This is a genomic window from Marinobacter sp. UBA5687 (genome assembly GCF_002420325.1).
In the GTDB taxonomy this organism is placed as follows: domain Bacteria; phylum Pseudomonadota; class Gammaproteobacteria; order Pseudomonadales; family Oleiphilaceae; genus Marinobacter; species Marinobacter nauticus.
Genome location: NZ_DIHV01000017.1, coordinates 13,585 through 35,506, shown reverse-complemented (window position 1 = coordinate 35,506; position 21,922 = coordinate 13,585). Strand labels below are relative to the sequence as shown.

Genomic DNA, 21,922 nt, shown 5'->3' with positions numbered 1-21,922 from the left:
TGAAGACAATAACCATAGGATAGTCAGGCAAACTATGCATCTGGATCAATTTCTTTGTGATTCCGCTTCGGTCCACGACTGTTTGGGCTAAACTGCAGAGAACGCTGACGATAAGGAGCTTTTATGCCGTTCTCTCCAAACCACCTTGCTGAGCTGAACCTGTTGCTGCAGTTTCCGTCCGCCTCTACTCAGGAGGGCATCAAGGTGCACGCTCACAGTGCGGCGCCGGAAACGCTGCGCGCGGCGGAATCCTTGTTTGCCAAGGGGCTGATAAGCCAGAAGGATGGTGGTTACCTGACGCCGCTTGGTTGCGAAGCGGTGGAGTTTACCCAGAAGCTTCAGACAATGCTCACCGCCCCATAGGGTGACTGTGGCTCTGTAATGGCAAGGCTGTACCTGTTCCCGGCCTGATTGGCCGGGTATAGTCGAGGCTCTTTTTCCAGCCTCTGCCAGGACTTATGCCACCGATCTATTACTCCTTTTTTGTGCCCGCCCTGTTTGTCTGGTTGTGGAGCACCGGGTTCATTGGCGCCAAGTATGGTCTGCCTTATGCGGAACCCTTTACCCTGCTGCTGATCCGTATGCTGCTGACGCTGGTGCCGTTGGCTATTCTCGCCGTGGCCATGAAATCCCGTTGGCCGGGCTGGCGTGGGGCCGGGCATCTGGCGATTACCGGGTTGTTGGTGCAGGGAACCTATCTGGGCGGGGTGTTCTATGCCATCGATCAGGGCATGCCCTCGGGCCTGGTCTCACTGATTGTTGGCTTGCAACCGCTGGTAACAGCGCTGGCAGCCGTTCTGATTCTGCGGGAGTCGGTTGCTGGCAGGCAGTGGCTGGGGCTGGTCATGGGGCTGGCCGGAGTGGCGTTGGTGCTGGCGGAAAAGTTGGGCAGCGGTGCCAATGGCGGTAGTTTTTCACCGGTCACCATTCTGTGGGCAGGCTTGTCGTTGATCGGCATTTCCCTGGGTACGGTCTATCAGAAGCGCTTCGGAACCGGAGTGGACCTGATATCTGGCACCATGATTCAGTACACAGCGGCTGCAGCGTTCTTCGCGATTGGTGCTTTTACGCTGGAGACCCGGCACATCGAATGGACAGTGCAATTCAGTCTGGCGCTGGGATGGCTGGTGTTCGGGCTGTCGGTAAGTGCCATTCTGATTTTGATGTGGCTTATTCGTCGTGGTGCGGCTTCGCAGGTGGCCAGTCTGTTTTATCTGGTGCCACCGGTAACGGCTCTGGAAGCCTTTATTCTGTTCAATGAGCGGTTGGGGCCGTTGGCCATTGCCGGGGGAGTGGTGGCGGTAGCCGGGGTGGCCCTCGTGGTTACTGGAGGGCCACGACCGTTAAATCGCTGATGCTATACCTTTGGCCCCTTACCGCGCAGGGCGTTAACGACCAGCGACACCACCAGAAGCACCAGAAAGACGAAAAACAGTATCTTCGCGAAGCCGGCTGCTGTGCCTGCAATACCGCCAAAACCCAGAATACCTGCGATCACTGCAATTACGAGACAAACAATAGCCCAATAGAGCATTTCGTGTCCTCCTTTCAAGGGTTGCTTTTTAACCGTGGCACAGGGCTTCCAGGTACGCAATTTTCAGCGGGTTTTGTGGAGGGATGGTAACGGCCCCGTCATTTGGCCATCGCCGCAATAGAGTTCTTTTCAGTCCGTTTTTCGGGTCGGAAACACCGACGTGGAGAGTGTTGGCTGACAGCCAACGACACCTCGTGCCTGCTCGTGGGCATGCAGGTACCAACGCTGGCCGCCTTCCGGAAACGTGGTGCTGTCCACCTGAAACTCTGCGGTGCCCACGGTTGCAGGAATCGGAGTGCCATCGGCATGGCGGTAGACACAGCTGGTACCGAGGGTTACAGGCCGGGCAACGGGCAGCTCAATAAAGCCGTCGCTGCGCACGGTCGGCGCTTCTCCATTGATGTCGGTAATCTTCAGGCAGGGGCCAAAATGAATACGATCCTGGTCGCCGACGGGTTCCTCCAGACAGTGTGTGGCCTTGAGAAAAACAACATTACGGTTGGCCCCTTCCTTTGCGTTCGGAAGGTTCTGGCATCCGGACAGTACGATGGCCGAGATCGCCAGCATTGTAAGCTTCAGTCTCATCAGAGGCTCCTTGGTGTCAGTGACGCTTTACCCTCAGAATCTGCACGCAGTGCCTGCAGCAAACGGCGGTCACGATCATACACATCGTTCCGGAACTGGAGAACGCCGGCCGGATCAATCCAGGTGGTCCAGTATTGCAGGTACACAGGCACCGGTTCCGATAGCACTACGGTTGCCGGTTCGGCGGTTGCCAGGGTCTGCTCAATTCGCTTTTTGTTCCATCCGTTGGTGTTTGCCAGCAATCGTTCGGCCAGCTCAAAGGGGCGTTCCAGACGGATGCAGCCGGAGCTCAGGGTTCGCTCCAGCCGACTGAACAACGATTGCGCCGGGGTATCGTGGAGGTAGATATCGTACTGGTTCGGGAACATGAATTTGACCTGGCCCAGCGCATTCTGGGGGCCGGGCTGCTGAATCAGCTGGTAGGGAAAGTTGTTCTTCGAGAGTTTCGTCCAGTCGATTTCTGCTGGATCGACTTCGCTCTGGTTTGCGCCCCAGCCTCTGAAAACCTTGAAGCCCAGGCGCTCCAGATACTCCGGATCTGACCGTATGATCGGTAGCTGGTCTTCGATCATCAGCTTCCGGGGTACCGTCCAGGTCGGATTGAAAACCAGGTAGCGAATGCGATCGCTGAATACTGGCGTCTGCCGGTATGGCCTGCCAACAATTACCCGTTGGCGATGGACCTGCTCGCCGCTCTCTACGAGCACCAGCTCAAAACCGGCGATGTTAACGACGACATAGGTTTCTCCCAGGGATTCCGGTAACCACCGCCACCGTTCCAGGTTGGCGTCCAGGCGGTATATCCGTTCCAGGGGCAACAGGTTCAGCGCTGTCAGAGTGTCCCGGCCGACGATTCCATCTGGTTCCAGGCCGTGTCGGGCCTGGAATAAGGGGATCGCAGTGGCCAGGGCGTCGTCGTAGTGTTGGTGATTCGAGGCTTCTGGCGAGTCGCCGGAGAGGTCGCCCAGCATTGCCAGGCGGCGACGAATGTCGGGTATGCGGTTATCGGTATCGCCTGGTCGGATACTTGGTCCCGAAACGATAGCCGGCCAGTCTGCGCTGATCAGCTCACCCAGCGCTTTACGTCGTTGTACCAGTTGATGGTAGGCCGCAGAGCGGGGTTTCAGATCCTGCAGGGTGGTGTAGACGGTGCCGCTGGCCAGGGCTTCGGCCAAGACCGACTGCATCTCCCTTTGCTGGCGGTTGGCGGTCCATTCCGCATGGATGGTTGTGGGGTTGACCTTGCCGTGGTGCAGGTGGGACGCCAGTAGCAGGAAGGCATCCGAGAGTACAAGGTCAAGGTCGGTCTGTAATTCCTCGGCACTGTCATTCAGGTCTTTCAGGGCGAGTGCTGCAAGGGTGTCGTAGTGGTAGTCGCCGGGGTTGAGGCCGTCACCGGCCACTTCCCTGATGGCTTCGAGCAATTCCCTGCGATTGCTTGGGTCCTCCCAGGCCAGCGTGTACCCTCTGGCTTCGTAGAATCGCGTCAGCGCTTCCTTGGCATATAGCCGGGATTCCAGCACCGATACCGGGTAACCAGCCTGCAGGGCTTCAATGCGGTTGATCAGTCCATCATTGCCCTGGGCCCTGGCCGGAACCGCAAACACCAGAGCCAGGAGAAGCCAGTACAGGGTGAGTGGGTAACGAGCTTCCTGCATTCTGCGCCTCTATTGCGGTGTACGATCAAAGGCTGTCCCTGCGGTGTCCGTAATGCCTGGGCAGTCTATCTGACGGCAGTATAGCCTGATCGTTCAATCCCGGTAGGGGCAAAGCGCGGTTGGCTTCTGCCGCCCGAGGCTGCGGGCGGCAATGGCTGGGGCTTAGCCAGCGCGCCCAAACATACGTTCAAGGAAACCCAGTTCCCTGACATCGGGCACGGGCAGTTCATCCACCTGTTCCATGGCCTGGCGCCAGAAAGCCTCAGGGGTGTCCAGGTGCTCCACGGTCTTACGTTCTTCCGGGCTGTAATGATTGTGTTCCCCGGTCATGCCGGCGTCGGCCAGGGACTCTGTCCACAGGTAGATCGCCGAGCGGATGGTGCGCAGCAGGCGGCAGTAAACTTCACGGCTGAGATTGATCGCCAGTTCCGCCTTGAGGTTGATTTGCTTTTGCACATGGGCCATGTCGTCTTTGTCCAGCAACGCCCGATGACCATTGCCTTTCTTGCAGTTCAGGCACACCTGCTCCAGGGACTTGATGCCCTCCGGAAGGTCCAGGTGACCGTATTCCGCGGTCTGGCGCTCATCCACCGGCGCTGGAATCCAGCCGTACTGGGGTGATTTTGCAACAATGTGACCGGGCAGGTCGCGTCGGTAGGGCGGGGCCTTGTCCTTGTCGGTGTAGCCATCAAATTCTTCCCGCAACCAGGCCGCCATTTTCCGGTGGCGTAGCATGGTGGCGAGCGTAATGGCCGAGGGTACGATGTCCGTTAGCAGGTCGCTGGCGTCCTGGGTACGTTCCTGAAGATGATCCACGGATGTTGACATGGTCTGCGCTCCATTCGGGCCGGTTTATGGGCCCTGATCTTTTTGTTGTTGTCTGGTTCTCCTGTGTCGGCATCAGGAGTAACCTGTGGTTAAAAAGTAGTCAGTCCCGGGTGTTCGCACTGTTGTAAAAAAGTTATGCCTTTGTAACGACAGGTAAGCATGAGGAGGGACACCTTATGAACAAAGACGGACAGGATCTGAGTGATATGCGACGGGCCATGGTCCGGTGCCAGCTGGTGCCTCGGGGTATTTCCGATGGACGGGTGCTGGAGGCCATGGAGCGTGTGCCCAGAGAGCAGTTTGTTCCCGAACATCTGCGCTTCGAGGCTTATGAGGACCACCCGGTACCCATTGGCCAGGGTCAGACCATTTCTCAGCCTTACATCGTTGCCCTGATGGCAGAAGCTCTGTGTCTAAAGGGCCGCGAGCGAGTGCTCGATATTGGCACTGGTTCGGGCTACGCCGCCGCCGTCCTGGCCAGTCTCGCTCTGGAAGTTTTTTCCATTGAGCGTATTCCGGAACTGGCGGCCCAGGCGCGCAAAAATCTGGACCGAACAGGCTTCACCCAGGTGCATGTGAAATGCGCAGACGGTACGTTAGGCTGGCCAGAGGCAGCACCATTTGATGGCATCTGCGTGGCTGCCGGAGCCCCTGCGGTGCCAGCGGCCCTCAAGCAACAACTGGCGGTCGGCGGGCGGCTGGTGATTCCGGTGGGCACAGAGGGCGGCCTTCAGCAACTGCTCTGCATCACCCGGCTGTCGGATTCCGAGTATGAGCAGGCGAGCTACGGCGATGTACGCTTTGTCCCGCTGCTGGGTGAGGAAGGCTGGCCTTAAGCCTTCCCTGGTTTAACTATGGGTGCTCTCGAAAATCCGATCGGCGGAGGCGGCAACAAAACCGCTATAGAGTTTGCCGTTGGCCATTGGGTAGCGCTTGGCAAATTCGTAAAAGCAGCTCGGAATGACTGCGTCCTGGTCGGTAAAGTGCGCGGTAACACGGTCGGCCATAGTGGACGACTGTTCCAGGCAGTCCTGCGGTGAACCTTTCACTTCTCCACCACTGGCATTCACGGAAAAACCCTGTTCTTTCAGCAGCGTGTTGATGTCTGGTACCGAGTGAATCGTGTCCAGGTGGTTTATGCTCACGGTAAAGTGGTTGGCGCGATAGCCCCAGGCTGCCAGCCAGCCGGCGTATTCACTTTCCTCAAGCAACTGTCGATAGGTTGAGTAATCCAGATTCCAGTGTCGGCCTGAGTAGAGAAAGTCATCAGCCTGTACCCTTTTCGGGTCGATCTGGTCTACCAGACCCTGCACTACCGCTTGCAGCTGGTCTGAGCATTGTTCGACCAGCAGTTCGGAGATAAACACTTTTGGCACCTCCGGGTCCGGGTGCTCGTAATGCCGGGCGTAGAGCTTCTTGGCTTCAAAATGGTATTCGCCACAGGGTTGGTAACCTAAAGCCAGGAAATGCGCAGCCAGGGCGTCCAGACCCACCGGCGCCGGGTTGAAGGTTCTCAGGGCGATATGATCATTGACGATGGCGGTGTTCTCGCGCTCGGCCAGCAGGGCATGAATGCGGTCTGCCGAAGGTGTTACGGCCCGGTAGTCTTCCCAGAGCGCGCGAAACAGGGTGTCGACGTCAGAGTGCATAGTGAACCTCCGCAGAATCTGTGACATGGATTGAGGCCGCCGGAATGGCTTGCTGGCCCAGGGGCAGGGCTCGTACTGATGCGCCCACACTGAGGTCCAGCGCATCGGCTTGCTTGGTTGAAAGCTCGATCCGGCCGCTGGCCAGGGCGTGAGTGTCTGTATTCACAACCATCGCGCGAAAGCCCTCGAGCCCGGTATTAGTCACAAGCACCGGGCGGCCTGTGTCTGTAAGGTGTTGGTTTCCGGTTGTGCTGATCTCTGCCGACATCAGTGCAGCTTCCCGGACACTGCGGATGTCATCTGTCCGGCATTCAACGGTGGGGCCGGCGTCGAACAGATCCACCATTCCCCGATGGCGGAACCCCTCTGCCTTGAGCATGGCCAGCGCGGGCCTGGTGTCCGGATGCACCTGACCGATGACAGCCCGGGCCGGATTGCTCATTAAATGAGTATAGAGAGGTAATGAAGGCATCAGGTCCTCGACGAAGTCCAGTGAACCAGCACCCGCCAGTTGCGTGACATGGCTGAACTCCAGATCAATAAAGTGATCCCGCAGCCAGTCCCAGAAGGGCGACTGGCCGAGTTCATCGGCCACACCCCGCATCTGGGCAATGGCCAGGTTCGGAAAGCGGTCCAGATGTTGGGCGATAAAGGCGAAGCGGACTTTGGAGAGTAATTTGCCGGCATTGGCGCGGCGAAAAGCCGGGCGCAGATACAGTGAGCAGAACTCCGTACAGTTCCGGTAGTGCACGCAGCGGGTGAGCGCGCCCACGGAGCGCCGTAGCCCCAACTCTCTGGAGTGATGAGTGAGGGTGCTGTGGCGAAAATGGTAAAGCGGTTGCGACCGGCCGGTTCCAGAGGTAATGCCGGTTGTGCCCATGATCTGCCCGGAAGTCTCCTCTTCAAGCACAAACAGGTAGCGTTGTTCGCTGTGGTCGACGGCCTGTGAGCGGAAGCTGCGAATTGAGCCCTCAATTTTTCGGGATAGCCGGTCTTTGTCCGGCATCAGGGAAGTAAATCCCGGGCCGGACTCGCAGGCTATCTCGTACAGATCGTTCAGGTCGTCATGACGAACCGGGCGAATAATCATGGCGGCACCTCAAAATTGTTTTTTATCAGTATGAGTGCGTAAGCCGCCGGTTTGCAGTGTCAGAATGTTCGAAATGATCTATTGTTTTGTTGAAATGATAAGTTTGGGGATCAAAATGACAGAAAGTCGCGATCAGAAACTGCTTGCTCTGCTCCGGCGCAATGCCCGTACGAGTGTGACCGAACTGGCCAAAGCACTGCACGTGTCCCGATCAACGATTCAGAATCGCATTGCCAGGCTGGAGGCCAGCGGCGTCATTCGCGGCTATTCAGTGATTCTGGGAGGGGATTATCTGCAAGGGCAGGTGGAAGCCCACGTGTCTATCAAGGTCCGGCAGAAGCTGACCGCCCGAACCAACACGGAACTGGAGCGTATCAGCCAGGTGGCACAGTTATTTGCCGTGAGCGGGGAATATGACCTTATAGCGATTGTCCAGGCCCGTACTCTGGAGGAGTTAAGTAAGGTGCTGGACGACATCGGCAATCTCGAAGGCGTCGAACGAACCAATTCAGCCGTCGTGCTGGAAACCCGCTTCAAACGTTAGCGTTTGACGGTCAGGAGCCGAGCATGCCTGCCCAGGCGCTGTAGAGGAAGGCACCGGAACCGACCAGAATCAGGGCCCAGGCCGGAAAGATCAGAACAGAGCGCGTTGACGATTTCATAACGACCTCCTGAGGTGATGACAATCTTTACGCTGCAACTTTCAATCTAGACCAGACTTGACGGATGTCACGAAGTATTTTGAGTGACAGGTCTCAGATTCGAGCTAAACGGCCAATCACCGGGATTGTTATTGCTATTGAGGGAGTCGGAAAGTTGGCTAGTATGGAGAGGAAGAAAACAATAACAAGGACGCACAATGGCCGTAGACCCGAACAAGCAGACTTCACTGCATTGCCTTTATTACTGGGCAGAGCATACTCCCGACAACGTTTTTTTGACCCAGCCCTACCCAGACGGGCGTGTTGAAGATATTACCTGGCGTGAAGCCGCCGACCAGGTGTCGCGCATGGCCGCCCACCTGAACACGCTGGGGTTGCCTCAGCGAAGCAATATCGGGATTCTGGGCAAAAACAGCGCCCACTGGATTCTGTCCGATCTGGCCATCTGGGCAGCAGGGCACGTCAGCGTACCGCTCTATCCAACTCTGAATGGCGAGACCGCAGCCTATATTCTGGACCACAGTGAAACTCAGATGCTGTTTCTCGGCAAACTCGATGGCACGGCCGATGGCTGGCATGACATCAAAGGCCATATTCCCGAGCAATTACCGATTATCTCGCTGCCCCTATCGCCTCGGGACGACACGCCCAAATGGCAGGACATCATCGCCGAACAGTCCCCGGCGATACCGAAACTGCCCGATCCCGATGATCTGGCCACCATTGTTTACACCTCTGGCAGTACCGGGCGGCCGAAAGGCGTGATGCACAGCTTCCGGACCATGATCTCGGTTGCTGACGGGCTGCAGCAGCTATTCCCCGTATCGGCCAGCGAACGTATGTTGTCCTATCTGCCCCTGGCCCATGTGGCCGAACGGGCGGCGGTGGAGACCCAGTCACTGTATTACGGTTTCCATCTGTACTTTGCCAACTCGCTGGATACCTTTCAGGAGGATCTGCAGCGGGCCCGGCCAACCCTGTTTTTCTCGGTGCCTCGCCTGTGGATGAAATTCTACCTGGGGGTGAATGCGAAGTTGCCGCCCAAGAAGCAGAAATTGCTGTTCAATATCCCGATTCTGAACACGCTGGTTAAGAAGAAGGTGCTCAAACAGCTGGGGCTGGATCATTGCCGGGCGGCACTCACCGGTGCGGCTCCGCTCTCGGCAGAGATCATCGGCTGGTACCGAAACCTTGGTCTGGAGTTGCTGGAGGTCTACGGCATGTCCGAGAACTTCGGCTATTCCCATGCCAACCGTCCGGGCCAGGCCAAGGTGGGCACCGTTGGTATGGCCAACCCGGGTGTTGAGCATCGAATCGGGGAAGGAGGCGAGGTTCAGGTGAGGAGTCCGGGCCAGATGCTCGGTTATTACAAGAACGAGGAAAAAACCCGGGAAGACCTGACGGATGACGGTTTTCTCAAAACCGGTGACATGGGTGAAATTGACCGTGATGGATGCCTGCGCATTACCGGGCGGGTAAAAGACCTGTTCAAAACATCAAAGGGGAAATACGTGGTGCCGGTGCCTATCGAGAACCGGTTCAATCACCCCAAGGCGGAAGTGGTGTGTGTGGCGGGTGCCAACCAGCCCCAGCCGTGCCTGATGGTACTGCTCTCCGAGGAGGCCCGCGATGAACTGGAGCGGGGAGGCAGTCGCAGCGAGCTGGAACAAGAGCTGGCGGAGGAACTGGACTCCGTGAATGCGGAATGTGAGTCCCACGAAAAGGTGGCTTTTGTCGTCGTGGTACGTGAACCCTGGACCATGGAAAACGGTATGCTCACGCCCACCATGAAGATCAAACGCAATGTCATCGAGGATTTCTACAACCGCAAGATGGACGAGTGGTTTGAGCAGAAACGCAAAGTGATCTGGGAATTCTGACCGGGTACAAGCGAACAAAAAAAACGCCGGCATGGAAACATGCCGGCGTTTTTTATTCAGCAACCCCGAAAGGCGTGCAGTCTGTTTTAGTGGCCGCCCTGAACCTGGGGCATATCCTGCGCCACGGCTACCGCCTTGCGATTGAAAATTCGCACCTTGCGGCTGATAAACTGCATCGCCTGCCTTGCGGCAGCGCGGGTATACTGGCGCCTGACCTCAGTACTGTTGTGGAGGATACTGGACGGCAGCGGTTTAACGGTTGCGATATGGTTCTGAGTCATAGCGCCTTCCTCCTTCATCTGGTGGATTGTTAGCGATCTATCTTTAATTTACGTTCAATTCTAAGGATTCTTTTTTGCAGCTTGAATACGTTAAAATCCGTACCCTTGTTGCAAATATGCAGTGATTATGGACTGGGATTATCTTCGATATATAAGGGCCCTTGCAATAGGCGGAACGCTTGCAAAAGCCGGTGAAATTCTGGGTGTTCACCAAACGACTGTTTTACGGCGACTTGATCAGATGGAAGAGTCGCTGGGGGTGCAATTTTTTGAGCGTAACCAGAGCGGATTGCAGCTCACACCCGTGGGAGAAATGGCCTTTCGGGAGGCTGAACGGCTGGCTACCGATATGGAAAACCTTGAACGCAAACTGGTGGGGGATGATTCCGCACCGGTTGGCAAGGTTCGTGTGGCCGCCGAAGACGTGATGATGAATGAACTGCTCAGCCCGATTCTGGCCGAGATGGTGCGCACCTATCCCGAGATTGAGCTGGAGGTTCTCACTGATAACGATGTGGCCAATCTCAGCCACCGGGAAGCCGACCTTACCCTTCGGCCGGAGAACAAGCCCCAGGCAACGCTGGAAGGTGAGAGGATTGCCGCAATCGAATCCGCGGTCTATGGCGCAGCAAAATACTGCCGCCGGCACCGGAACATGGATATCGAGAATCAGCCGGAAGGCTGTACCTGGATACTGCCAGACGAATCCTTCAGCCACCTGGCAACGGGGCGTTGGTACCGCAAACAGCTGAAAAATGTCACGTCGGTGATTCGCTGCAATAGCCTGCAGTCCATGCATGCCCTTGCCCGGGCCGGGGCAGGCCTGGCAGTACTGCCCTGTTACCTGGGCGACGCCACCAGGGAATTGCGGCGGCTGTCCGATCCTCTGGAGGGCGAAAGCATCGACCTCTGGCTCCATGTAAACCAGGATACCCAGCAGATGGCCCGGGTCAGAATGGTCATGGAGTTTCTGGTAGAGCGCTTGCAGGGTCTGGAGTCGGTGATCGAGATTTCGGGAGCCCTGTAGCTCAGTCTTCAGCCGAGCAGAACGGCCAGAACTGGTACCAGCGCCAGCACTGGAACTCCGCTTCGCACTGCTGCAACTGGTTGTGGTAGCGGTAAGCCCTGGCCCGGACCCGGCTGGCCAGGGCCTGAAGCTGCGGCTTACGGTCGAAGGAGCGCCGGGCATAGCCGGTTCTGCCTTCATGGTAGGCCAGGTACAGTTCCCTCGGGGCGGTATAGGGGATACCCAGTTGCTGGTGGCTCAGGCGGTTATACCAGCCGACGAAATCCAGGGCATACTGCATATCGCTGCGCACCGTCAGCCAGTCACCATCGTTTGCTGCCAGGTATTCCTGCCAGGCTGGATCAAGGGCCTGGGCGTAACCGAAGGCTGTGGTTGGTCTTGCCCACGGAATCAGACCCCATAGCCGGGTACGCGGTGGTCTGGCATGGCTTCGAAACGATGATTCGTAATAGACAAAGGCCATCTGGGTGGCAATGGGGGTTCCCCAGCGTTGTTGTGACCCGCTGGCATAGTCGTACCAGACCGGATGCTCCCGGAAAATGTCGCAAAGATTTTCCGGTCTCGCCGGGGGATCCGGAGCCAGCAGGCTGAAGCGGAGCGTGGCCCAGATCCCGATCAGTAGGCCGGCCACCGGTGGCCCATACCATTTTGCCAAGCGAAGCCAGCGTGCTTTTTCAGCCTTATGGCGGCTCTTTTTCTTTCGGCCTGACCTGTTGCGTATTCCTACCAAACTGTCATCTCCTGAACCCCTGGATTGCTTGCTGCCAGCCTTGGGCCCATGGCATAAGAGAGTTATTGCATTAGTCAGGATGATAGGTAAATGAAGCGATTGGCCCTAGTTAAACCTGTTTTAGTCGTTGCCATGCTTGGCGTGGGCTCAGCTCAGGCGGCCCCGGATGCCGCCAGTGTGCTCGAAGCCTCCCCGATTGACGACATTGTTGAGCAATACCCGGCGATGCTAAGCCAGGGTATTCGGGAAGGGCTGAAACAACGCGGTCAGGTGCCGCCCATGGTGGCGGATACCGTTGGCTATGTCGTGAGCAGCAGTTTCAGCGCCGACAAAATTGAGCAGCAGATCATTACCGATCTGCAAGCACAGCTGACGGACGAACAGCTTCAGGCGGTAAGTGAGTGGTACCAGACACCCGTCGCCCGAAAAATTTCGAGCGCAGAGATTGCCGCCTCGGCGCCGGAAGCCTGGCCGCAGATTCAGGCCAGCGCGCCGGAATTGAATCGAAAGTACAAAGGCACTCCCAAAGCCGAGATGTTCGATCGATTCGACCGGGCCGCCCGGGCAACCGAAAGCGCGGTGGATACCACCATTGCTGTTCAGTTGGGGTTGGCCACTGCCATGTCGGCACTCAGCAGCGAATCAATGCACTATGAGCAGTTGGAGCGCCGTATCGAAAACCAGCGAGGAATGCTTCGGGGTGTGGTTGGCCAGCAGGTCTACGACAGCTATCTTTATACCTACGACAAGATCAGCGCCCAGGAGCTGGCATTGTACCTGGACTTCCTCGAAAGCCCCGCCGGTAAGCAGTTTTCTCAGGTTGTGACCAGCAGTATTCAGCAGGCGATCATGGAGCCTGTCGAGAGCATTGGACGGCAGATATCGAGGTTTATGGCACCGCCGGCAGGATCGGAGTAGGACGCACTCCGGCCGGCGTCGGAGATATTCCGAACACCGGCCGGGCCAATCATCGGATCAGCTGCGGCTGGTGACTTCCAGCAGGTGGTAGCCAAACTGGGTCTTGATGGGGCCGATCACAGTATTGAGCTCGCTGTTGAAAACGGCTTTGTCGAACTCCGGAACCATCTGGCCCGGCCCGAAAGAACCCAGGTCGCCGCCGTTACGGCCGGAAGGGCAGGACGAGTGCTGCTTGGCGACTTCTGCGAAACCCTGGCCACCTTCGATGGCTTTCTTCAGTTCCTCACACTTGGCTTCACTGTCTACCAGAATGTGGCGTGCGGTTGCTTGTGCCATGATCAATTTCCTGTCGTTGGGTGAATGGAACACAGACCGGAATGCTGCCCGCAGCGGCGCCCTGAGGCAAGCGGTTTTTGTCCGTGTTTCTGCGGCCTCACAGTCTCTGGTGCAAACCTGTACAATGCCGGCTTTCTTTTCGCCGGCGCTCGTCGGCCTCTACTTCGACAGGTTTGTTTCTTGATCTCCACCGCCAATCTCACCATGCAGTTCGGGGCGCGGCCCCTGTTTGAAAATGTGTCGGCCAAATTCGGCAACGGCAACCGTTACGGCCTGATCGGGGCGAATGGTTGCGGTAAATCCACCCTGATGAAAATTCTGGGTGGTGATCTGGAGCCATCGGCGGGCCAGGTCATGCTGGAACCGAATACCCGGCTGGGTAAGCTCCGTCAGGATCAGTTTGCCTATGAACAGTGCTCAGTGATGGACACTGTGATTATGGGCCACGAAGAACTCTGGAATGTGAAAAAAGAGCGGGACCGCATTTATTCGCTGCCGGAGATGAGTGAGGAAGACGGTATGGCCGTGGCAGACCTGGAAGTGCAGTTTGCCGAAATGGATGGCTACACCGCGGAATCCCGAGCCGGTGAGTTGCTGCTGGGCCTGGATATTCCTCTGGAGCAGCACAACGGCCCCATGAGTGCTCTGGCGCCGGGCTGGAAACTGCGTGTGCTGCTGGCACAGGCTTTGTTTTCTGACCCCGACGTACTGTTGCTGGATGAGCCCACCAACCACCTGGACATCAACACCATCCGCTGGCTGGAAAACATTCTGGTGGCCCGCAACAGCACCATGATCATCATCTCTCACGACCGTCACTTTCTGAACAGTGTATGTACCCACATGGCGGACCTGGATTATGGTGAGCTGCGTCTGTTCCCCGGCAACTACGACGAATACATGACCGCCGCCACCCAGGCCCGAGAGCGCATGCTGGCGGACAACGCCAAGAAAAAAGCCCAGATTGCGGAATTGCAGCAGTTCGTCAGCCGCTTCTCCGCCAACGCCTCCAAGGCCAAACAGGCCACCTCTCGCGCCCGTCAGATCGACAAGATCCAGTTGGAAGAGGTGAAGCCCTCAAGCCGCGTGAGTCCCTTTATCCGCTTCGAGCAGGGCAAGAAGCTGCATCGTCAGGCCGTGACTCTGAAAGGTCTGACCAAGGGCTTCGATGAAGGCCCCTTGTTCAAAAACCTGGATCTGCAGATTGAGGCGGGAGAACGCGTGGCTGTTATTGGCCCGAACGGGATTGGTAAAACCACACTCCTGCAATGCCTGGCTGGCGCTTATGAGCCAGATTCCGGCGAGGTGAAGTGGACCGACAGTGCCGAGGTTGGATATTTCGCCCAGGACCACACCGCGGATTTTGCCCGCGACGAGACCCTCACCGACTGGATGGCGCAATGGACCACCGGCGGCGAACAATTAGTGCGCGGTACGCTGGGGCGGATGCTGTTTTCCGGTGATGATATTGGCAAGTCTGTAAAGGTAATCTCGGGGGGTGAGCAGGGCCGCATGCTGTTCGGCAAACTGATCCTGCAGAAACCGAATGTGATGCTGATGGACGAGCCCACCAACCACCTGGATATGGAGTCTATCGAGGCTTTGAACCTGGCGCTGGAGAACTATCCGGGAACGCTGATTTTCGTAAGCCATGATCGCGAGTTTGTCTCCTCGCTGGCGACGCGGATTATTGAGCTCACAGCTGATGGAGTGACTGACTTCAGTGGCTCCTATGACGATTATCTTCGGAGCCAGGGCTACCTATGAATGAACCACAGGTTGTAAGCGCCACCCGGCAATGGGTTGAAGATGTGGTGGTTGGTTACAATCTCTGCCCCTTCGCCAAGCGCGAGTTGGTCAAGAACCGCGTGCGTTTTGTCGTCAGCGAGGCGGAGAACGAGGATGAGCTGCTACAGGCGTTGCAGTCAGAGTTGCAGCGCCTGGAAGACGAGCCGGACGTCGAAACCACGTTGTTGATCCATCCTGGTGTGTTGCAGGATTTTCTCGCTTACAACGAATTTCTCGATGCCGCGGATGCCTTGCTGAGCTATCTGGAGCTGGAAGGTGTCTTTCAGGTTGCCAGTTTCCATCCGGACTATCAGTTCGCCGGCACCGATGCAGAGGCCGCGGAAAACTACACCAATCGATCACCGTACCCCATGCTGCACCTGTTGCGGGAGGCGAGTCTGGAAGCGGCTATTGATCACTATCCGGACGTAGATGGTATTCCCGACCGGAATATTGCGTTGATGAATGAGCTCGGTGTGGAGAAGATGCGTACTATTCTGAAACGGTGCACCGACGCCGAAACCTGACATTCCGAGCCTCTGAGTTGTAACGGAAATGACTGAGCATCGAACCCGCCCATTCAGTTCCAGCCAGCGCCTGCCCGAGCTGGAAACGCCGCCTGTGATGCATAACCCGAACGAAGCCGGGGCGTTGCTGGCGGAGTTTATCCAACAACATCCAAGATTGATGATTCTCACCGGAGCCGGCGTGAGCACGGATTCCGGTATTCCGGATTATCGTGATGGCGATGGTGCCTGGAAGCGTAAGCAACCGGTGCAGCATAAGGCGTTCATGGAGGACTTCCTCACCCGCCAGCGATACTGGGCGCGCAGTCTGATTGGCTGGCCGGTCATGCGTAATGCCGCGCCTAACCCGTCCCATCACTACATTTCGGATCTGGAACTGCTCAACCACAGCAGCCTGGTGGTTACCCAGAACGTGGATCGTCTTCACCAGAAGGCGGGCACCCGGGCGGTGACGGATCTACACGGGCGGGCGGACGAAGTCGTGTGTATGGGCTGCGGCTATCGTTGCCCCCGGGATGAGGTACATGACCGTTGCGCCGAGCTCAATCCCGGATTTCGGAAGTACACAGCGGAGACGGCACCGGATGGGGATGCCGATCTGGATGTGGATTTTTCCGAGTTCCGACCGGTGGACTGCCCCAGATGCGCCGGTATCCTGAAACCGGATGTAGTGTTCTTCGGGGATTATGTGCCAAAGGACAGGGTGTACTCTGCGCTTGATGTACTCAAGGCGAGCGATGGCCTGTTGGTGATCGGTTCGTCGTTGATGGTGTATTCCGGCTTCCGTTTCTGCCGCTACGCCAGCGAGTGGAAAAAGCCCATTGCCACCCTGAATCTGGGGCGGACCCGGGCTGAGGATCTGGTGGATCTGAAACTGAACGCGAGGATCGGGGAGACCCTGAAGGCCTCCCTCGATCAGTTGTGAGCGTTATTTACATCAGGTTGTAGATGAACACCACGCCCACCGCAATCGGGGTGATGAAGCGCACGGTGACAAACCACAGGTTGAACGTACCCGGTGACAGGGCCAGCTCCTTCTCCATGGCCGGTTTCGACATCACCCAGCCCGCCATCAACGCGACCAGTAGCCCGCCCAGCGGCAGCAGGATGTTGGCGGTGAAGAAGTCCAGCAGGTCGAAGATGGTTTTGCCTTCCAGCATCGGGATGAAGCCCAGTGGTGCGAAATCCGCCCACAGGTTCAGCGACAGAATAGAGGCAATACCCAGAGCCCAGCACACCACACCGGCAGCCAGCGTACTGACGGTGCGGTTCATGCCCTTTTGTTCTTCCAGCCATTCAACGATCGGTTCCAGCAGGGAAATGCCAGAGGTCCAGGCGGCGAAAATCAGAAGTACAAAGAACAGGGTGCCGAACAGTGAGCCCATGGGCATCTGACCGAAGGCCAGGGGCAGGGTCTGGAAAATCAGGCCAGGGCCAGCACCGGGCTCGAGGCCGTTGGCAAAGACAATCGGGAAAATGGCGAGGCCGGCCAGCAGGGCGACACCGGTATCAATCACCGAGACGGTAATGGAGGTTTTGGCGATGGAAATCTTCTTGGGCAGGTAGGAACCATAGGCCATCATCACCGCCATACCCAGGCTCAGAGTAAAGAATGCGTGTCCCAGTGCCACCAGTACGCCGGAGGTGGTGAGCTTGGAGAAGTCCGGCTGGAACAGGAAGGCTGCCGCCTGGCCAAAGTGGCCGGTGGTCATGGCGTAGCCGACCACAATCAGTAGCAGTACAAACAGTGCCGGCATCAGAATGCTGACGGCCCGTTCCAGGCCGGATCGCACACCTTTTGCAACCACCAGCATCACCAGGGCCATGAACACGGTGTGCCACAGCAACAGGGTGCCGGGATTGCTCAGCAGACCCGAGAAAATAGCACCCACGGCGTCTGCGGTCTGGCCGGAGAGCTGGCCGCTGGCGGTGGTGCCAACGTAGGAAATGGCCCAGCCACCAATTACCGAGTAAAACGACAGAATCAGGAAGCCTGCAAGAATGCCCACGGCGCCAACCAGTTTCCAGGCCGGGTTCAGTCCGTCCCGCTGGGCAATGGCCTTGATGCTGTTAACCGGGCTGTGGCCACCACGACGGCCGATCATCACCTCGGCCATCATGATGGGAATACCGATGATGGCGATACACAGCAGGTACACCAACACAAAAGCGCCACCGCCGTTTTCGCCGGTTACGTAGGGGAATTTCCAGATGTTTCCGAGGCCCACAGCGGAACCGGTGGCCGCGAGGATGAACGCGAGCCGTGATGACCAGAGCCCGCGCTGGGCATTGGAGCCCTCAAGGCTGCCGGAATAGGCAGCAGAACCGGATGATGAGACAGACATGGTTTTCTCCCGAAGGTCTTGTTGTTGTTACTGGGGTTAAAAATGGAGCCGCAGAGACTGCGGCTCCCAAGGGGAAGCACCGGTGTCAGGTTATCCGGTGCGAGACAGCCGCTGGGGCGCCAGCCCAGCACCCGCGGCATGCTTGGTGAACCGCTCTTCAGCCAGTTCATTGGCGATTTCACCGGTAGGGAGCCCGGTGCGGTCAGAACGGTTAAAAATTTCGGTCAGGGTATCGCCGATGGTTTCCACATGGGCGCGCACTTTTTCCGGGGATGCGCCTGTGCGTTCGTAGAACACATCAATGATGCCGCCGGCGTTAATCGCAAAGTCTGGAGCGTACAGAATGCCCCGCTGTTTCAGTGCCGCGTCGTGTTCCGGGCGATCCAGCAGATTATTGGCCGCGCCTGCGACGATACCGGCGCGAATGGCAGGAATACTGCGGTCGTTCAGGACGGCGCCCATGGCGCAGGGTGCGATAACATCTACGGGCAGAGTCAGTATGTCTTCCGCCGAGGCGGCGTGTGCGCCGAGCTGGTCGACAGCCCGCTGCATGTTGTCGGCGTGAATATCGTTCACCCAGAGTTCAGCGCCAGCGTCTTTCAGGTGTTGGGCCAGACGGAACCCGACATTACCGATGCCCTGGATGGCTACTTTCAGGCCGGTAAGGTCGTCGCTGCCGAGCCGGTGTTTTACTGCTGCTCTGAGGCCAACAAAGGTGCCGTAAGCGGTGACAGGAGAGGGATCCCCGTTACTGGGGGTGCCGTCGAATCCGGTACGGTAGGCAACGCCGGCCACATGGCGGGTATGGCGCCCCATCACTTTCAGATCCGGCACGCTGGTGCCGGAGTCTTCGGCCGCAATGTAATGGCCTCCCAGGCTTTCCAGGTGCTTGCCCATAGCCTCCAGCAGGGCTTGTGTTTTGTGCTTGCGCGGATCGCCAATAATCACGGATTTGCCACCACCCAGGTCCAGATTGGCCAGGGCCGATTTGTAGGTCATGCCCCTGGACAGGCGAAGCACATCTCGCAGCGCTTCTTCATCACTGGCGTAAGGAAACATTCGGCAACCGCCTAAAGCGGGGCCGCGAGAGGTGTTGTGAATAGCGACGATGGCTTTGAGGCCGGTTTCGGCATCGCAGAAAAACGACAGGTGTTCGTGGTGATCGAACTCCGGATGGCTGAACAGCATATTGAAATCCTCTCCCGCACAGCCGGATCCCGGCGGCAGGTTCTGTCTTGTTTTTGTCGGTCTGGCTTGTGGCCAGGGTGTCGATTTCAGGTGTCCTCCCGAAGGATTGGTCGGGTTGCCCTTTTGGGGCTGGACGAAATTCAAGCTAATGCAAGTTTACGTGAACGTCAACCTTGGCGGCCGGCGGAATTGTGAACTTGTTTGATTTAATCATCTAACTGCCTGAGCACTGGTAAGAAAAAAACGCTTAATGGTGGTTTCTACCTATACGCGTTTTGCACTATCCGGCTTAGCTTCTTCAGATGTCTGTCGCCTCCTATCCTTATCAGTTTGATTCGCGGAAAGTCCGTTCCGAGTTCTTCCGCCTGCTCCCCATCTCATTCTTTGTGGTGGCGTTTGGTGCTGCCTTTGGTCTGGCCGCCATTCAGGAAGGGTTGACGCCGCTGCAGTCTATCCTGATGAGCACGACCGTGTTTGCCGGCGCTTCGCAGTTTGCGGCGGTGGATATCTGGGGGGCCGATGTTTCGGTTCTGCCTTTGATCGCCGTGGTTTTTGCCATCAATTCCAGGCACTTGCTGATGGGCGCCTCGCTTTACCCGATGCTGAGAGAAGTCTCGCCCGGACACCGCTACGCGCTTTTGTTGTTGCTCACAGATGCCAACTGGGCGGTCTCGGCCCAGGATTATCAGAATGGCAGGCGCAACCTCGAAGTGATTATCGGGGGTGGTCTGGTGCTGTGGCTGGCCTGGATTGTTGGTACAGCCCTGGGTGTCTACTTCGGCGGTTTGTTACAGAACCCCAAAGCCTTCGGGCTGGATATGGTGCTGGGTTGCTTCCTGCTGGCCATGGCACTGGGTGGCAATAAATCCCCGCGGGTGCTGGTCGCCTGGTGCGTTTCCGGCGCAGCCTCCCTTGCCGCCTGGAAATGGCTACCGCCCAATATGCACGTGGTGGTTGGCGCGATCGCTGGTGGTCTGGTCGGTTTGTTCTGGCTGGAACACAAAACCGAGGTGGCGGATAGCCAGCGGGAGGTGTCTGGTGACCATTGAAACTACCACCCTCGGTGTGCTGGCGCTGATCACTATCATGACCGTGGTGACACTGATTACCCGTTTTGGCGGCGTGTTCGTGATGTCGTTTGTGCGCATCAATCCGAGGGTAGAGAGTTTTATCAATACCATGGCCAGCTCGGTGCTGATCGCCATCATTGTACCCATGGCGGTGGGTGGCGATCTGGGTGCGCTGGCAGCACTGGTAGCCACGACGGTTTCCATGCTTGTGCTCCACAAGCCGCTTCCCGCTATCGCTATTGGCTTGCTGGCCGCTGCGACGGTTCGTTATTTGCTCTGATGTCGTCGGTGGGTGTGGTTGAAATCTGCTCAAGTTTTCGGTGATGGTGCCGTTAAGTGACCAAGTGTCACTGAGGTACCACTCCATGATTGCATCCAGCCAGATTTCGCTGTTTCAGGACAGCAGCCGCCAGGTCTCGGCGTTTGACAGTTCCCAACTGAGAATCCGCCAGTCTGCCGCCCCGGAGCCGCAGGGGCAGACCAATCGGGGCACCGAAGTGTCGCTGATCCGACAGGCGGCGTATCGCTACAGCAGCCAGGAGCAGATGGCCTTTTCCAGCACCAGTGAGGTGACCGGGGCCAACCGAGCGGCCACCTTCACCAGTTCAGAACTGGTCGAAAAGTCTTCAGAGCTGTTCCTGATGGGGCAGCAGGCGCTGATGGTCAGCCGAGCCGCCCTGGGGGGTGAAGCAGCCGCGGAATCGCCGAAGAGTCTGTCGGTTTCTGCCGGTCGCTATATGTTCTACTCCGAAAGCGAAACCCGCAGCTTCGCGTCGACTGGCAGTATTACCCTCGACAATGGTGAAACCATCGACTTTACCCTGTCGCTCAGGCAGTCCCAGTCGCGTAGCTATGAATATTCCGAGCTGATCCAGATTCAGGAGCGTCCCCTGACTGATCCGCTGGTGATCAACTTTGGTGCTTCTACCGCAAGACTGACCGACACCCTGTTTGAATTCGACATGACGGGCAACGGCGAGACTGCGCAGTTCGCCTCTCTGGGCGCGGGCAGCGGATATCTGGTTTTTGACCGCAATGGTAACGGTAAAGTGGACGATGGCAGCGAATTGTTCGGCCCGGAAAGTGGATCTGGCTTCAGCGAGCTGGCTGCGTTTGATGACGATGGTAATCGCTGGATAGATGCTAACGATGAGATTTTTCAGTCCCTGTCGGTGTGGGTACAGACGGCTGATGGCGGCCAGGATCTGCGCTCGCTGGCGGAGGTTGGTGTCCAGGCACTGTATGTCGACAGCGTGGACGACCGCTTCACTCTGACCAATCCTCAGGGCGTGCCCCTGGGGCAGATCAAGGCCTCTGGTATTTACCTGACCACTGACGGTGAAGTTCGGACTCTGGAAGAGCTGGACCTGGCGGAACAGAACACCGAGTCGGCCCCGGCGGTGGAAACCGTTCTTGGGGTTCGTAACGCTGAACCCGAGATGAGCGGCGCAGCTTCTGCACGAGAGGAAGCGATCCGCAATGCCATAGAAAAACTGAACGAAATTCGTGAGAAGCAGCAGGTGTTTATTGAGGCTTCAAAAGAGCAGGGCGAAGAAAAGTCCCCGCTGGATGGTTATCTGAAGATCATTGATAAATTGCGGCTGGAGTTGCTGAACAGCCAGGATGAGAAGAAGCAGGCAGCCAGTCGGTATCTGGAATTCGCCAAGCTTTGAACTTGATGCCGAAGCTGAGCCAGCTCTGGGTTGGGGGTGGCCTCCCAAAAACCGCTACAAGCACCCGCAATCGGGTCCAGCCAGCAATCACAGATTGCTGTCGTTCGGCTGCGTATGAAGCTTCGATTCATAAACACTTGCCTTACCCATGTG

The 21,922-nt window shown here is 57.4% G+C and carries 24 protein-coding genes; 13 read left to right on the top strand and 11 right to left on the bottom strand.

Going from position 1 to position 21,922, the window contains the following annotated elements:
• Positions 1–123: 123 nt before the first annotated feature.
• Both B3Y70_RS01765 and B3Y70_RS01760 read left to right on the top strand, forming a co-directional pair.
• Positions 124–363 (top strand): TIGR02647 family protein, encoded by a 240-nt coding sequence (locus B3Y70_RS01765; RefSeq protein ID WP_011786345.1) that lies wholly within the window; start codon positions 124–126, stop codon positions 361–363.
• Between the two features lie 95 nt (positions 364–458).
• Positions 459–1,355 carry a DMT family transporter gene (locus B3Y70_RS01760; protein WP_011786344.1) on the top strand — a complete coding sequence of 299 codons (897 nt, stop codon included), beginning with the start codon at positions 459–461 and terminating at the stop codon, positions 1,353–1,355.
• Between the two features lie 2 nt (positions 1,356–1,357).
• On the opposite strand, the gene B3Y70_RS01755 is transcribed toward B3Y70_RS01760, so the two are convergent.
• The 4 genes from B3Y70_RS01755 to B3Y70_RS01740 all read right to left on the bottom strand — a co-directional run bounded on the left by B3Y70_RS01755 (position 1,358) and on the right by B3Y70_RS01740 (position 4,605).
• Complete coding sequence (locus B3Y70_RS01755; protein WP_011786343.1) at positions 1,358–1,534, bottom strand: DUF1328 domain-containing protein; 177 nt, start codon at positions 1,532–1,534, stop codon at positions 1,358–1,360.
• 129 nt (positions 1,535–1,663) lie between these two features.
• Positions 1,664–2,119: a hypothetical protein gene (locus B3Y70_RS01750; protein ID WP_199452390.1), complete on the bottom strand. Its 456-nt coding sequence runs from the start codon at positions 2,117–2,119 to the stop codon at positions 1,664–1,666.
• On the bottom strand, positions 2,119–3,777 hold the full coding sequence (locus B3Y70_RS01745; protein ID WP_199452389.1) for a L,D-transpeptidase family protein: 1,659 nt from the start codon (positions 3,775–3,777) through the stop codon (positions 2,119–2,121). Before B3Y70_RS01745 ends, B3Y70_RS01750 begins: the two co-directional genes overlap by 1 nt.
• Before the next feature lie 162 nt (positions 3,778–3,939).
• Positions 3,940–4,605: a hypothetical protein gene (locus tag B3Y70_RS01740; RefSeq protein ID WP_023009157.1), complete on the bottom strand. Its 666-nt coding sequence runs from the start codon at positions 4,603–4,605 to the stop codon at positions 3,940–3,942.
• A 176-nt stretch (positions 4,606–4,781) separates the two neighbouring features.
• Here B3Y70_RS01740 and B3Y70_RS01735 point away from each other — a divergent pair, with 176 nt between their 5' ends.
• Complete coding sequence (locus B3Y70_RS01735; RefSeq protein ID WP_023009156.1) at positions 4,782–5,441, top strand: protein-L-isoaspartate(D-aspartate) O-methyltransferase; 660 nt, start codon at positions 4,782–4,784, stop codon at positions 5,439–5,441.
• A 12-nt stretch (positions 5,442–5,453) separates the two neighbouring features.
• Here the strand turns inward: B3Y70_RS01735 and B3Y70_RS01730 are convergent, their stop codons facing one another.
• Together B3Y70_RS01730 and B3Y70_RS01725 are read right to left on the bottom strand one after the other, a co-directional pair.
• Entirely contained in the window at positions 5,454–6,254 is an 801-nt protein-coding gene (locus tag B3Y70_RS01730; RefSeq protein ID WP_199452388.1) for a DUF1338 domain-containing protein, read from the bottom strand.
• Positions 6,244–7,344: an arginine N-succinyltransferase gene (locus B3Y70_RS01725; RefSeq protein WP_199452387.1), complete on the bottom strand. Its 1,101-nt coding sequence runs from the start codon at positions 7,342–7,344 to the stop codon at positions 6,244–6,246. The genes B3Y70_RS01730 and B3Y70_RS01725 overlap by 11 nt, the downstream gene beginning before the upstream one ends.
• Positions 7,345–7,459: 115 nt before the next feature.
• Here B3Y70_RS01725 and B3Y70_RS01720 point away from each other — a divergent pair, with 115 nt between their 5' ends.
• Both B3Y70_RS01720 and B3Y70_RS01715 read left to right on the top strand, forming a co-directional pair.
• Positions 7,460–7,888: an Lrp/AsnC family transcriptional regulator gene (locus B3Y70_RS01720; RefSeq protein WP_031211329.1), complete on the top strand. Its 429-nt coding sequence runs from the start codon at positions 7,460–7,462 to the stop codon at positions 7,886–7,888.
• A gap of 315 nt (positions 7,889–8,203) precedes the next feature.
• Positions 8,204–9,886 (top strand): AMP-binding protein, encoded by a 1,683-nt coding sequence (locus tag B3Y70_RS01715; RefSeq protein ID WP_199452386.1) that lies wholly within the window; start codon positions 8,204–8,206, stop codon positions 9,884–9,886.
• Positions 9,887–9,972: 86 nt separating this feature from the next.
• Here B3Y70_RS01715 and B3Y70_RS01710 read toward each other — a convergent pair whose 3' ends face one another.
• The gene (locus tag B3Y70_RS01710; protein ID WP_014422246.1) at positions 9,973–10,167 is read right to left on the bottom strand and encodes a hypothetical protein; all 195 of its coding nucleotides are present in this window, start codon (positions 10,165–10,167) and stop codon (positions 9,973–9,975) included.
• A gap of 127 nt (positions 10,168–10,294) precedes the next feature.
• On the opposite strand from B3Y70_RS01710, the gene B3Y70_RS01705 reads away from it, so the two are divergent.
• Positions 10,295–11,194, top strand: a complete 900-nt coding sequence (locus B3Y70_RS01705; RefSeq protein ID WP_031210210.1) for a LysR family transcriptional regulator — start codon at positions 10,295–10,297, stop codon at positions 11,192–11,194.
• A 1-nt stretch (position 11,195) separates the two neighbouring features.
• On the opposite strand, the gene B3Y70_RS01700 is transcribed toward B3Y70_RS01705, so the two are convergent.
• A complete protein-coding gene (locus tag B3Y70_RS01700) occupies positions 11,196–11,825 on the bottom strand; it encodes a lysozyme-like domain containing protein (RefSeq protein WP_183576605.1) in 630 nt (209 codons plus the stop codon).
• Between the two features lie 189 nt (positions 11,826–12,014).
• Between B3Y70_RS01700 and B3Y70_RS01695 the strand changes: the two genes are divergently transcribed.
• Positions 12,015–12,842 carry a DUF2059 domain-containing protein gene (locus B3Y70_RS01695; protein WP_011786327.1) on the top strand — a complete coding sequence of 276 codons (828 nt, stop codon included), beginning with the start codon at positions 12,015–12,017 and terminating at the stop codon, positions 12,840–12,842.
• A gap of 57 nt (positions 12,843–12,899) precedes the next feature.
• Here the strand turns inward: B3Y70_RS01695 and B3Y70_RS01690 are convergent, their stop codons facing one another.
• Complete coding sequence (locus B3Y70_RS01690) at positions 12,900–13,178, bottom strand: peptidylprolyl isomerase (protein ID WP_199452385.1); 279 nt, start codon at positions 13,176–13,178, stop codon at positions 12,900–12,902.
• 180 nt (positions 13,179–13,358) lie between these two features.
• On the opposite strand from B3Y70_RS01690, the gene B3Y70_RS01685 reads away from it, so the two are divergent.
• Genes B3Y70_RS01685 through B3Y70_RS01675 form a run of 3 tightly spaced genes read left to right on the top strand, consistent with a single transcriptional unit; the run spans position 13,359 to position 16,418 of the window.
• Positions 13,359–14,945 carry an ABC-F family ATPase gene (locus tag B3Y70_RS01685; protein ID WP_023009149.1) on the top strand — a complete coding sequence of 529 codons (1,587 nt, stop codon included), beginning with the start codon at positions 13,359–13,361 and terminating at the stop codon, positions 14,943–14,945.
• Positions 14,942–15,493, top strand: a complete 552-nt coding sequence (locus tag B3Y70_RS01680; protein WP_183576603.1) for a DUF1415 domain-containing protein — start codon at positions 14,942–14,944, stop codon at positions 15,491–15,493. Before B3Y70_RS01685 ends, B3Y70_RS01680 begins: the two co-directional genes overlap by 4 nt.
• 28 nt (positions 15,494–15,521) lie before the next feature.
• Positions 15,522–16,418, top strand: a complete 897-nt coding sequence (locus B3Y70_RS01675; RefSeq protein ID WP_023009147.1) for an NAD-dependent protein deacetylase — start codon at positions 15,522–15,524, stop codon at positions 16,416–16,418.
• A 7-nt stretch (positions 16,419–16,425) separates the two neighbouring features.
• Here the strand turns inward: B3Y70_RS01675 and B3Y70_RS01670 are convergent, their stop codons facing one another.
• Entirely contained in the window at positions 16,426–17,838 is a 1,413-nt protein-coding gene (locus tag B3Y70_RS01670; protein WP_023011167.1) for a sodium-dependent transporter, read from the bottom strand.
• A gap of 90 nt (positions 17,839–17,928) precedes the next feature.
• The gene (locus tag B3Y70_RS01665; protein ID WP_153740993.1) at positions 17,929–19,026 is read right to left on the bottom strand and encodes a Leu/Phe/Val dehydrogenase; all 1,098 of its coding nucleotides are present in this window, start codon (positions 19,024–19,026) and stop codon (positions 17,929–17,931) included.
• Positions 19,027–19,328: 302 nt separating this feature from the next.
• Here B3Y70_RS01665 and B3Y70_RS01660 point away from each other — a divergent pair, with 302 nt between their 5' ends.
• The 3 genes from B3Y70_RS01660 to B3Y70_RS01650 all read left to right on the top strand — a co-directional run bounded on the left by B3Y70_RS01660 (position 19,329) and on the right by B3Y70_RS01650 (position 21,769).
• The gene (locus B3Y70_RS01660; protein WP_153740994.1) at positions 19,329–20,075 is read left to right on the top strand and encodes an AzlC family ABC transporter permease; all 747 of its coding nucleotides are present in this window, start codon (positions 19,329–19,331) and stop codon (positions 20,073–20,075) included.
• Positions 20,065–20,376, top strand: a complete 312-nt coding sequence (locus B3Y70_RS01655; RefSeq protein WP_014422237.1) for an AzlD family protein — start codon at positions 20,065–20,067, stop codon at positions 20,374–20,376. The genes B3Y70_RS01660 and B3Y70_RS01655 overlap by 11 nt, the downstream gene beginning before the upstream one ends.
• 85 nt (positions 20,377–20,461) lie before the next feature.
• Positions 20,462–21,769: a hypothetical protein gene (locus B3Y70_RS01650; RefSeq protein ID WP_199452383.1), complete on the top strand. Its 1,308-nt coding sequence runs from the start codon at positions 20,462–20,464 to the stop codon at positions 21,767–21,769.
• The last annotated feature ends 153 nt before the right edge of the window (positions 21,770–21,922 follow it).